This window comes from Shewanella sp. KX20019, assembly GCF_016757755.1.
GTDB lineage: Bacteria > Pseudomonadota > Gammaproteobacteria > Enterobacterales > Shewanellaceae > Shewanella.
In genome coordinates, this window is the sequence record NZ_CP068437.1 from 3378992 (window position 1) to 3391651 (window position 12660).

Below are 12660 nucleotides of genomic sequence, written 5' to 3' on the forward strand. Positions count from 1 at the left end.
TAAAAACTCAATTAAAGCAGTTAAAAACGTACTTGCCATAACCATTACTTTAAAGTTGAATGAATAGTTTCGTTATGAGACTTTATTATGTATAGCTACTCAAGTTGTCATATTTAAGCCCTAAATGTGTAAACACATTCTAGGACAAGACAGCAGAAAATAAAAAACCAGCTGGATACTCCGACTGGCTTTTTATTTCTGTAGCCGTCAAACTAGTTCGGCTTATATACAGTATGTTTCATTACTTTAGAAAGTATAATCACCTTGTATATAGAAGGTACGACCATAGGCATCAGAATAACGAGGGTCAAAACCAACCTGATGTCCAGCGCCACCAGTGCGTAATGATAAGCTAGGTTGTACATCAAATAGATTGTTAATTCCAAATGTTACTGACATATTATCCATCACGAAGTATTTTGACTGATAATCAATTTTCGTAAATGAAGGAACACGTAACTGAACATTTACACAATCGCCAAATGCATCGACCTCAGTTACCGCACAGTCATCAGCTGACTGGAACTGATCCTGATAACCCGATTTATAGTTTGCTGTAAATGTATGGGCAAAATCATCATGCTTCAATGTTGTTGATAGTTTAGCAACGACTCTGAAAGTCACTGCGTTATTATCACCAAACTGTCCCATACTATTAGTCATTTCATCCGGGCTTCCTGGTACACTACGATCACTTTCAATCATATATGTACCTGCGAAATTAGTGTGTAATTCACCCCAACCGAAATCGTTCAATAAATTCGTATTCCAATCGATTCCGCTATTACTTGTTCTACCTATATTTACAGCAGCCTGAATAATTGCTAGCTCTTCTTCATTCGTTGCTAAGTTTGTCTTAGTTGTAAATAACTCTCTGTATAGCACTGGATCAGCAAATATCTGCCTTTCAGTTAAACGAGTAACGACCTCTTCCATCTCGACGTTCCAATAGTCTAGGCCAAATGAGAATTCGGCACTAGGCGCAAACACAAAACCTCCAGAATATTGCTTAGAAGTCTCAGGTTTTAAATCGGCATAACCTTCCCTAAACACACTGTATTGGGATGCGCCTGTTAAACAATATTGCGCCATAGGGTCACTACTCGGGAACGGACAGCTATAAGTATCACTAGTAACTCCAAATTCAGCTTTAGGTTGGCCAATTTGCAGCATTGAAGGAGCTTTAAAACCTGTGCCGTATGATGCTCTTAATAGTAAGCTGTCAGTGGCTTGATAACGGGCACTAACTTTATAAGTCGTATCGTTAAGATCGCCGCTTAGTTTTTCACCTGAAAGATTATCATCGACTCCACTAATACCATCATAACGTAATGAGCCTGTAACTTCTAAGTCCTCTATTATAGGTAGAGAAATCTCTGCAAACACACCGTAATTATCACGTTCTAGATCATATGGATCGCCAGCACTTAGAAATAATATTTCTGCATTTTTCTGAGCATCTGATAATTTGCTTGTGTATTGAGTTTGACGATAATCGAAACCAGCAGCGATGTATGCGTCTCCACCATCCATTGAAAATATCGGCATAGAACCTTTAAAATCTACGCCTTTAACTTCAACTTTTGTCGATCCCCAGTTACCACTAAACACAGTTTTATCAAGTGCCGCTCGAGAAGCATCATCCATTTCAGATGCAGGCACAAAAACATTAATATCACCAGCACTTACAGCCTCAACAAATGGGTCTCGAAGTAACCAACCTGTAGGATAATTTTCGTCTGTATCATTTGAAGAATATGTGACCGCACCTGAATATTCAAAGTCACCAAAGCCACCTTCTAACCCTGCAACTAACTGAGTTGAAAGTGTATCCCACTCTGTCGTACGATTCCCAGCAGGTAGAGCTCTCCAGCGAGCCTGCACAGATAAATCACCAGAATCATACGCTGCACGTTCTGCATCTGTAAGGTAAGGTACTACATACTGTTCAACTAGAGGCGAACCTGCACTTGGTAAATTAAAATAGCCCGTTGGATAAGGAGCTATACGAGTCGTCATTTTAAAATTTGATACTGAAGCATCCGCAAATAAACGCAGATCATCAGTGAGTTCAAGGTCACCACTCAAGAAAACACTGTCGCGTGTGGATTCAGGAACTATCTCAATTGTAGTTGTGTAATCAAAAAAGCATTCTGCATCTATAGCAGATGTATTTACTGCACATGTTTTATTTTCAGCTGCATACGGATTAAAAGTTCGTCCGTTGACTATGCTTTCACCGGTTTCAGGATCAATAACACCTGTATCATATCTCACCCTAGCATTAGCTGGAATAGCATTAGGGGAACCGTTGAAAAAATAAAGGTCTCTTCCGTTATCGTTAAATGAGATAATTCCCGAACTTGCAAAATCTCTATCAACTGCTTTCAACTGCTCTCTTTCGTTATGGCTATATGAAAGCATCACATTAAAACCATCACTTTCTATATCACCAAAACCAGCAGTAAAGCCTAAATCGTATCCAGAACCGCCTGTTTCTTGGGGCTTGTCATATCTAGCGTTGATATTAAATCCTTGAAAGTTCTCCTTCATAATGAAGTTAACAACACCAGCAATAGCATCTGACCCATATAAAGCAGAGGCTCCATCAGTCAACACTTCCACACGTTCAATGGCAGAAATTGGGATAGAGCTGACGTCAATAGTACTACCAGAATCTGCTGGAGCTAATCGTCGGCCATTTAACAGAACTAAAGTATATGCTTCGCCTAGATCATGGATTGATGCAGTTTGAATACCACCACCACCTCCGCCAACTGAATCAGAAGATGTTGTGAACCCCTGCATAGATGGAAGTTGTTGTAATAAATCTGCGGTATTTGTAACACCTGACCTGTCAATATCATCTCTCGAAATTACAGTAATAGGTAACGCACCTTCTAAATCCGTTCGTTTTATCGCTGAACCTGTTACAGTAATTCTTTCTACTTCTTCAGCTGCAAATACTGTTGGAGCAGTAAAAGCGACTGACATAGCGCCACCAACTAATGCGATTCGCACAGATTTGGCTAATAAGTTATTTCTATACATTGTAAATCTCCCTGGACTTTCCTTTATAGTTTTTAAGCAAGCAAGTTACCCTCTAATGAAAAAGTTGTAACCCTCATCACTTGCAAACAAATAAAAACACAGCGGCTACATTTTTACAACACATGTAACAACCATCCGCCACCCTGCTAATAATTTGTTAACCTAATTTGAAGGCGTCAAGTTGAAAGCCTAAAGAAGCAAACGATATTGATAAAATAAAATTGAGGAGAGATAAGTTAGAAAAGCGAAGAACATACACAATGAAACAGGGTTGTCGCAGCGTGTCATAATAGACATATAGATTAACATACTGGTATAGCTAACTATTCGTAGATCTTATACAGTATACACTGCTAGGTATTACAATAAATAAAACATGAAAAAATCCCCGTAACAAGGCCGTAGATGAGATTCTATTGCACATATAAATTATGGGCTTACCCAAGCGAAAATAACTAATTAATCTAGAAACCTTAGCGGATTAAACTTTTATCGTAAAGAAAAACGTACACTAACAAAAAGGCCTAAACAACAGAAAATAAACCATTAACCATTTGTAATAAAATAATAAACTATAAAAACACCCCCCACCAGCAAGGACTATTAAAATTATTGATAAAAAAATACTGTAGGAACTGCTTTCAAACAAAACACTTGACAAGGAACTAGCCCGTTGAATTACATCTGTTTCACATTTACCAATACCTGCACTATTAAATGAGTAGTTCCACGCATTGCCACTCTATGTATGTTGTAAATGCATTCATCTGACAGATTTGCACTGTTTGCGAAGCAACTAATAGGAGTTTGCTCCTTAGCGCGACTAAACTCGATCACAAAACTACGTATATCACTAGGGAAGAATATGGCGTTAATAAACGGATTTCAGTTTATCTTTTCTATGGGCTGGGAGCACTTTAATCTTCAGGGAACCGTTAAAGGCTTTTAATAGCAGTTATCCAGTTAAGCCAAATCGTGGCGGCATAATTAGTGAGTATAATCGGTTGCATGTCATTTAATGCGCGCGCAAAAATGGGGTTGTATAACTTGTAGTTCCAACATCCTAAGCAACCATCAGAAACAGATGCCTGACACCACTATCGTAAGACTACACGCTCTTATGGTCGTTGGCGCCCCCTAAGTACGCTTATTCCAACTTAAGTTTCCGCCCTATTACCCAGAACTTAACCCTATAGAACAGGAACTGTGGTGCTAAAATTGCGATGCATATCTAAAACAGATTAAGGATTTGAGAACATCGTTGACCAAATAGCAAGCAGCTAGAATCTAGCAGCTCTTTTTTTCGACCATAACAACAAAAAAAGCCAGTAACGTGAAGCTACTGGCTTTTAGATATCCACTACCCTAGGTCAACTAGGATAGTCATCGATTAGATATTACATGTAATATCTAATACCGATTGAGATCCCGTCGTCTTCCGAGAACTCCATCGCAGCTTGCTGAGCTTTATCAGAGCTGGTGAAATCACTGTAGTCTTTACGACCTTCTAGGTACAACATAGTGTTGTCATCCCAAACGTAGTGTAAACCAACGATTAACTGCTGACGCTTAAATACATCGCCATTATATGCATCGCCGTATTCGTCACCAGCGTCTAATATGTTGTAACCAACAATTGGACGTAGACCGTTATCAAACTGATAAGCGAATAGTGACTCAAGGCCCCATGCTTCTTGAATGTAACGATCCAAGTTATCAGTATCGTGGAATTCTTGCTTGTTGACGTTTACAGCACCATAAAAGCCTTTGCTGTTAAATACGCCTATCGTCGCACCTGCACCAAAAATAAGATCAGTTTCGGTAACCGTTTTGCCGGTCAAGTAGGTTGCTTCAAACTCGCCTATATTGGCACCCGCGGTAACAATCAGGTTGTCAGACACATTATAAGTTGCAGAAGCACCGTAAGTGTTGTTGTACTCAACTGACGCAATCTTGTTTTGAGTTGCTACAGCGGCAGCCGTAAACAGATTCACTTCTTCATCAGCGTAAAGGTCAAAGCTATCTTGCTTTAACTGAGCTTGAACAGCAAAGCTAAAATCACCGAATGCGTTACGATACTGAACAGTCTTGTCACCACGGCCAGTACCGTTAATAGCACCGTCGGCTTTGTTTAAGGTATAAGTACCTGACGCATTACCATCCCAAGTGTTTACTAGGTTAGTATTATAAACCACGTCATACCATGCGCCCCATTGCTTACCAATGGTTAATGAACCATAGGTATCATGAGCTAAACCTACATAGCCTAAACGAGTACTTAAGAAATCATTACTCTCTGATGTAAATGTGTTATTTGAGCCTGTTTCAATAGAGCTATTACCTACTAGGTTTACGCCCCACTCGATTTTCGCAAATGTCTTCCAGCCATCACCCATATCGCGAGTGAAACCAAAATTAATACGTGAAGAACCGTTTTCAACTTCTGTAGCACCTTGAGTGTTAATCACTCGTGCATCAATCCAACCACCGATTTCTACTGCGTTCTTATCATCTTTATATACTTCGATTGCTGATGCTGTTGGTACAAAAATCACTGCGGCCAAAGCCGATGCTACTAAAGTCTTTTTCATGTAATGCCTAACCTTTAATTATGTTCAGTCTGCTTCATTCAATATATTTCCATTCCGTTGTTTTCTTTCTATCCTATTTGCAGACGAGGTTAGCAAAAGATTAGCAATCACTCAAAGACGAATGTCACAAAAGCAGCCATATTTTGCACCGAATTAACTAGCAAACCGACTTCAGCCAAAGGATTAAACCATTTGTTAACATAAGATCAGCAGCGCGTTAATATAACCACGACTAAATTAACGTCATTTGATTTGATGTAACCTTACTGAAACTTTTATTCATTATTGAAAGTATTGCTTCAGCAATCGGTCCTAATTGGCGCTCAATGTAGTAATCAAGATCAATGGGGGATTTTTGGTGGGTCAGCGGTTCAGCACCCGATGTCGTCATCACATACTCGATTCTTGCCCCTTTTTTGGTGACACTCTCATCTCCAGTTGCTTCAAATAGCATTCTAGCCGCTTTTAAATGAGGAGATGACTTTGCGGTATAGTCTTCAAGGTTGCGACGTAAGTTTTTAACGAAGACCAATTCTTCATTCAAGGCTCCGCTATTTAACTGCTCAATAGTGAGCTTTAAGTACGCTTCTACGTCTTGCTGACCAAATAACCTTTCATAAAGCTCATACTGTACTCTTCTGGCGAGCGGTGACCAATCACTGCGGACTTGCTCCATCCCTTTGAACACCAATTCTGTTTTACCAAGCTCGCCTTTTTTAGTGCCGACATAACGTTTTTTCGATCCTTCAGCAGAACCTCGAAGGGTGGGCATAAAAAACTGCTCAAAATGGGTCTCAAATTCCAGCTCTAAAAAGCTATCTATAGCAAATTCGTCGCTGAGTTTTTGTAGCCAAAGCTGGTTGATTCTTGCGGCGAGTGATTTACCCGTTGCCTGCACTTTTTTTTCGTCAAAATCATTACCTAACCAGACAAAAGTTGAATCAGTGTCACCATAAATGACTTCAAAGCCCGCTTCCTCTATCCAGCTGCGGGTTTGCTTCATTATGTCATGGCCACGCATGGTTATTGAGCTCGCAAGCTTGGCATCATGAAAAACGCAGCCGCGAGAACCAAGCACTCCATAGAGGGAGTTCATAATAATTTTAATCGCTTGAGATAGAGGTGCATTACTATTGGTTTTAGCCAACTCTCTTTGTTCAGAAAGGTGCTTAATTAATTGAGGTAAAATGGGCTCCTGGCGACTAAACCTAGCCCCTAAATAGCCCTCAACCGTATCTGACTCTTGTTGGTGTGATGCTTCAACTAACCCCTTAGGGTCAATTAAAAAAGTTCTTATTATTGAGGGGTAAAGACTCTTAAAATCTAAAACTAGAATATGTTGGTACAGCCCAGGAACTGAATCCATTACATAGCCGCCGGGGCTCTCTATACCTTCACTAACCGGGGCGCTTGGTGCAATATAGCCACTTCTATGCAAGTGCGGCAGATACAAATTCATAAATGCAGCTACCGATGCCCCCACACGTCCAAGCTCAAGCCCTGTTAACTTTGCACGCTCAATGGCAAATTCAAACAGCTGCGTTTTTTCAAAAATGTCCCAAACCAGTCGACTATCGGTCAGGTTATAGTGCGCCAACGCGGGCTTGTTATTAGCAAACAGGTCGTTGATTTCATCCATTCTATTACTGACATTATCGATGGCTTTGCCTTCATCCAATAATGCTCTAGACACAAACTCCAGTGAGTAACGATCAAACTGATAAAATGCCGCTTTCAGCCAATCAATGCCATCGAGCACAACTCTTCCAGGTAACAGCAGTGTCTCTGGTCGATACTTGTCTTCGACTTTCCAGCCCAAGTTTTGATTATTGCGTCCAATAGTGAGCGCGATACCATGATGTTTTGCGCGACGATATAATAGGGCCAAGTCAAAGGTCACTACGGCCCATCCAATAATTATGTCGGGATCGTAATCTTTAAACCATGCAATCAGCTCATGGATTAACGCCACTTCATTTTCTACCCACTGTATGTAATCAACAGCGACTGATTGTGTCTCACCCACCATAATGACTTTCTCAAAAATAGCGCCAGAGTCTTTTTTTCCGTATAAACCCACAGAATAGAGTTCACCACTAAAACTACATTCAAAATCAAGCGAAATGGCTTTAAGCTGCTGTGTAAGCTCTGTTCGTCTGGCTTTATTGGCGATAAAGCGCGGCTCAACGCCCTGCTGGGCAGGTTCAAATTGACCACTAAATTCGGCATCTAGGGCGATGAACCGTTCAATTAAAAATCGATGTTCCGCTTTGATATCGCTTTCAAACAGTTCGATACCTTGATCTTTTGCAATCCGTATAAGGTTACGTTGGTGTCTAAGATCTCGGGTATACAGCGCTGTAACGTTTTCATGCTGAAAACTCTTAAGCGTTAGTCGCTTACGGCGAATATTCTGTAACTCGTGATATTGATTGATAATATTTTCATCAATAGTGCGAATAAAGCACACATGTTCTTGCTGCGGGAGCTCTACTATTACAGGACCAGATGGTGTAGCAATAAAGTACTGGAGGGTAAGTCCATCTCGCCCACGTGTTGCATGGCGGGTAAGCACTCGCCCCTTTATTGTCTGTAGCGCATTGGTTACTGGGTTCATAGCTGTCTACTCAAATAAATTCACGAATAATCACTTAACACTTCTTAGGCTATGTAATCACTGTTATTATGTACAGCATTATTTACTGGACCAGTGCATTCATGTTATCCGCAGACGTTAAAACCCAGATCCGTACTATCTATAAGGGCATTGCTTCGGCTCTACCCAACTTTCGTTCACGGCGAGAGCAAAATTATATTGTCGCGGAAATATCCAAAACCCTTGCGGGAGAGTATGACAAGCAACGACCTATTATCGTGGTTGAAGCCGGTACAGGTATTGGTAAATCACTTGCCTATATTTTGGGCACCATACCCTTAGCATTAGCGAATAAGAAAAAGGTCTGTATTGCCACCGCGACCGTAGCATTGCAAGAACAATTGCTCCATAAAGATCTGCCTTTTTTCCTAGAGCATTCAGGCTTAGATTTTACCTTTGGCTTAGTCAAAGGACGACAACGCTATGTCTGTCTATCTAAGTTAGAGATGCTGGTTGGTCCCGATAACAGTAGCCAAATGGCGATGTGGCAATCAAAGCCAGATCAAAGTCAGGTTGATATGTTGGAGGGGTTGCTAAAAGACTATAAAGAGTCTCGTTGGAATGGAGAACGCGACACATTAACCCAACCATTACCGGATCATTTGTGGCAACAGATTGCCTGTGATAAACATAGCTGTCATAAGCAATTAGCCAGTCATCGAAATTGTCCTTTTCATAAAGCCCGAGAGGATCTCGATACATGGGATGTATTGATTGCCAACCACAGCCTACTCTTCGCTGACTTAGAGCTAGGCGGCGGGGTCATTCTGCCCGATCCTGAAGATCTATATTATGTCATCGATGAAGCACACCACTTACCGATTGTTGCACGTGACTTTAGTAGCGCTCAATCTACGATTCGTGGCGCGACCGATTGGCTAGAAAAGCTCACCAAAACGACCTCAAAACTGCAAAACCAGATTAAGAGCAATTATATCATTGCGCCAGCACAGGCAATGCTCGACCATATCAGCGATATTAGTGGATTACTCAATCAAGTTGCTCACTTTTGTGATGCGCAAGCTAAACAGTTTGATAATCCAGAAAATCGCTTTCGTTTCGAGCACGGTAAACTGCCACCAGCACTGCTTATTCTTGCTGAAAATCTCGCTACAGCGTCAAATGTAGCGTTAAAACAATTCAACAAGATGCTAGCCTTGCTCAATGAAGCCATAAAAGATGGTGATATTCCTAAGCATCAATCGGAAGCACTATTATCTGAAACAGGTTTTATGTTGCAACGCATCGAGAATTTGCAAAAGCTGTGGAAAATGATGGCTAAGCAAGATAATCCTAAAGGCGCACCAATGGCGCGCTGGGTTGAGCAACTGACTGGCAAGCAGGCGGATTTTTTATTCAGCGCATCACCAATTGAAGTTGGCTTTATGCTTGAGAACTTACTCTGGGATAAGGCGGCTGGCGTGGTGCTTTGTAGCGCCACACTGAGAGCACTTAACAACTTTAACCATTTTACTCATCAAGTGGGTTTATCCATCAATGATGGAAGCCGCTATCTTGCCCTCGACTCACCCTTTGATTTTGAACAAAATGCCACACTGTTCCTACCACAAATGGACACAGAGCCCACGCACGATAACTACACCGATGAATTAGCAAAGCAGATTATCGCACTTGTAGAGGATGAAATGGCTAGTTTGGTGTTATTTGCCTCTTATTGGCAGATGGAAAAAGTGGTCGATCTTGTTGAAAGCAAAATTAAAACAGGGTTGCTTGTCCAAGGTGTATTACCGAGACAAGAGATCCTAAAACAACATAAGCAGCTTTGCGATGATGGTAACCCGAGTATAATTTTTGGTACCGGCAGCTTTTCTGAGGGCTTAGATTTACCTGGTGATTACTTAACTAACCTTATCATTACTAAGCTACCTTTTGCGGTACCTACTTCACCTGTGGAGCAAGCTCATTCAGAATATATTAAAATAAAGGGTGGAAACCCCTTTTTACAACTGACAATCCCCGATGCTTCGCGCAAATTAGTACAGAGTTGTGGTAGATTACTCCGCAAAGAACAAGATTACGGCCGGATTACCATCTTAGATAGACGCTTAGTCACCAAGCGCTATGGAAAATCACTGTTAGATGCCCTACCGCCTTTTAGACGCGTTATTGAATAGGACAACGATTGGATTTATTACTAGAGCCAAGTAGCTGGGCCTTGCTGGCATTGATAGGGCTAATTGCAGGCTTTATCGATGCAGTTGCTGGCGGAGGTGGACTATTGTCTATCCCAGCACTATTAGCCATGGGAGTGCCTCCCCATATGGCACTTGCCACCAATAAATTGGCCGCCTGTTTTGGATCCTCTATGGCGGCGTTCACTTATTATAAGCAAAGGTTATTTTCTCCCAGCTTGTGGTATCACACCTTTGTAGCTACTTTCATCGGCGCTGTTATTGGTACGTTTATCGTCTCAATCATCGACAACCAATGGCTCGAAAAATGGTTGCCGCTGATTATTATTGCAATCGCAATTTATACGCTATTCCAGCCAAATGCCATGGGTTGTAAAAACTGCAACATCCCAGTTAAACCTAAGCGTAAAATAAAACAATGGTTGCAAGGGTTACCGCTAGGATTTTACGATGGATTTGCAGGGCCTGGCATCGGTGCATTTTGGACCGTCACTAGTACTGGTATGCATAAGCTTCCTTTGCTCTATAGCTTAGGACTTGCACGCGCTATGACCTTTACCAGTAATTTAACCTCGCTGATTATTTTCTTGTTCATGGGGCAAGTTAATATGTCCATTGGACTCGCTATGGGTATTTGTATGATGATTGGCTCCTATATTGGTGCGCATTCAGCCATTAAGTTTGGCCTGCCGTTCATTCGACCTATTTTCGTTACCATGATCTTGTTAATCGCGGCGCAATTAGCCTGGAGTGCATGGGCATGACGACCAATGAACTGCTTAATCGACTCAAATATCAGTTAAAGCAGTTAGAGCAAGAAGTATTGCAACACGATGCTAATTTGCCCGCTGGACAGCGCAAAATGATGCAAGACGTTGAGCGTTTTAATAATGAGTTATTTGTACAAGAGGGCGCTCAACTTAAGCCTTGTATCGATCAGCTGTCAAAAAGTGTTGCTCAGCTACAACAACTTATCAATGCTAAACGCTCGCCCTATACCATTGTATCAAGCTGTGAAAAAATACAGGACAGATTCAGCGCCGTTCGCCGAGCGCTCTCTACGACCAACATTAATCTTAAGTCGCTAGAGCAGCAAAAGCGCACCCGTCGGGCTCATGCAATAAAGCGTGGAGCAAAAACTCACCAGCAGAGTGGCTTTAGCTGGATAGCATCAAATGTAATGCAAAATAGCCATCAACTGTATGAAGAGCTTAATAAACATTTGAACTGGGCCAAGATTATTGAACAAAAAATTGAAAATTTGCAATCTTCTCTTGAATACTGTCATAGTGCTGACAAAATTAGGCTACAGAATGAGATCCTTGCTCAACACTCTCGCCTCGGCAAGTGTCGGCAAGCTACCAGCTATATTGAAGATCGCATCCAACTGTTCGAGCGACCTTTCAAAGGCCAAAATCGTTAAGGAGCAACAATGAAACCGCTACTACCTATTACCGCTATTCTCGCTTTATGTGGTTCATCTGCGGCATTTGCTGCAAACTTGAATATTCCAATGTCATTTGAATATATCGCGCTTGATGGCAAGGAAGTTGAAACCAGTTTGTTTAACCATAAGTCTGAACTCGAGCTTAGCAATGGGACTCACAAGATCGCCGTTCGATATCATGATCTTGTCGAAGATGACTTTAGTGATAGCGAAACCAATATTAAGTCTTCGCCTTTTATCATCACTATCGAAGTTGATGGTGATTATGAATATCATATGAAGCCAGCAGATGGTGATTTTGTAAGAAATCCGTCCCAGTTTGCCAAATCTCCTCAAGTGGTCATCACTCGAAAGGATAACGGTACAGTTAACTATCAAGTAGCTCAGACAAATATCGCTGAAGAGTCTTTTGTCTCGCGTCTTTTTAGCGGTAACACTGCAACAGATGTGGATGTTGAAGCTGCGGTTGCTACTGGTACAGCAACTAGCGTCGCCGCAACATCAAAGACACCGACAGCTCCAGTGAGTAAACCATCTCCATCTTCGAGCCCTATTGTTGCAGCCACTGCCGTTACAGCAACTCAAACTGCAACGAATGCTGATGACGCCGCAAAAGCAGAACAGATGCTGCAGTACTGGTGGCTACATGCTGATGAGAAAACACGTAAAGAGTTCATGAGCTGGGCCATTCAACAACTTTAAGCTCATTTTTCAGCTAGAGTATGATCCCATAGATCTATCGCGCCAGCTATTCTAGGCTGG

7 protein-coding genes are annotated in these 12660 nt (G+C 41.5%); 4 read left to right on the top strand and 3 right to left on the bottom strand.

Annotated elements, in window-relative coordinates; translation table 11 throughout:
* Positions 1–246 precede the first annotated feature (246 nt).
* From JK628_RS14790 to JK628_RS14800, 3 genes are all read right to left on the bottom strand, one after another.
* Entirely contained in the window at positions 247–3051 is a 2805-nt protein-coding gene (locus tag JK628_RS14790) for a TonB-dependent receptor (RefSeq protein ID WP_202285388.1), read from the bottom strand.
* Between the two features lie 1397 nt (positions 3052–4448).
* Positions 4449–5642: a porin gene (locus tag JK628_RS14795; RefSeq protein WP_202285389.1), complete on the bottom strand. Its 1194-nt coding sequence runs from the start codon at positions 5640–5642 to the stop codon at positions 4449–4451.
* Between the two features lie 232 nt (positions 5643–5874).
* Complete coding sequence (locus JK628_RS14800) at positions 5875–8259, bottom strand: DNA polymerase II (RefSeq protein WP_202285390.1); 2385 nt, start codon at positions 8257–8259, stop codon at positions 5875–5877.
* A 101-nt stretch (positions 8260–8360) separates the two neighbouring features.
* On the opposite strand from JK628_RS14800, the gene dinG reads away from it, so the two are divergent.
* The 4 genes from dinG to JK628_RS14820 are packed head-to-tail and all read left to right on the top strand — an operon-like array spanning position 8361 to position 12600.
* Entirely contained in the window at positions 8361–10433 is a 2073-nt protein-coding gene (gene dinG, locus JK628_RS14805) for an ATP-dependent DNA helicase DinG (protein WP_202289837.1), read from the top strand.
* Between the two features lie 8 nt (positions 10434–10441).
* Positions 10442–11215, top strand: coding sequence for a sulfite exporter TauE/SafE family protein (locus tag JK628_RS14810; protein ID WP_202285391.1), 774 nt, complete (start codon positions 10442–10444; stop codon positions 11213–11215).
* Positions 11212–11874, top strand: coding sequence for a primosomal replication protein (locus JK628_RS14815; protein WP_202285392.1), 663 nt, complete (start codon positions 11212–11214; stop codon positions 11872–11874). Before JK628_RS14810 ends, JK628_RS14815 begins: the two co-directional genes overlap by 4 nt.
* A 9-nt stretch (positions 11875–11883) precedes the next feature.
* Positions 11884–12600, top strand: coding sequence for a DUF2057 domain-containing protein (locus JK628_RS14820; protein ID WP_202285393.1), 717 nt, complete (start codon positions 11884–11886; stop codon positions 12598–12600).
* The last annotated feature ends 60 nt before the right edge of the window (positions 12601–12660 follow it).

Excerpts from the sequence above, each read along its gene's own strand:
- JK628_RS14790 (WP_202285388.1), bottom strand. The coding sequence starts at position 3,051 with ATGTATAGAAATAACTTATTAGCCAAATCTGTGCGAATCGCATTAGTT.
- JK628_RS14795 (WP_202285389.1), bottom strand. The coding sequence starts at position 5,642 with ATGAAAAAGACTTTAGTAGCATCGGCTTTGGCCGCAGTGATTTTTGTA.
- JK628_RS14800 (WP_202285390.1), bottom strand. The coding sequence starts at position 8,259 with ATGAACCCAGTAACCAATGCGCTACAGACAATAAAGGGGCGAGTGCTT.
- dinG (WP_202289837.1), top strand. The coding sequence starts at position 8,361 with ATGTTATCCGCAGACGTTAAAACCCAGATCCGTACTATCTATAAGGGC.
- JK628_RS14815 (WP_202285392.1), top strand. The coding sequence starts at position 11,212 with ATGACGACCAATGAACTGCTTAATCGACTCAAATATCAGTTAAAGCAG.
- JK628_RS14820 (WP_202285393.1), top strand. The coding sequence starts at position 11,884 with ATGAAACCGCTACTACCTATTACCGCTATTCTCGCTTTATGTGGTTCA.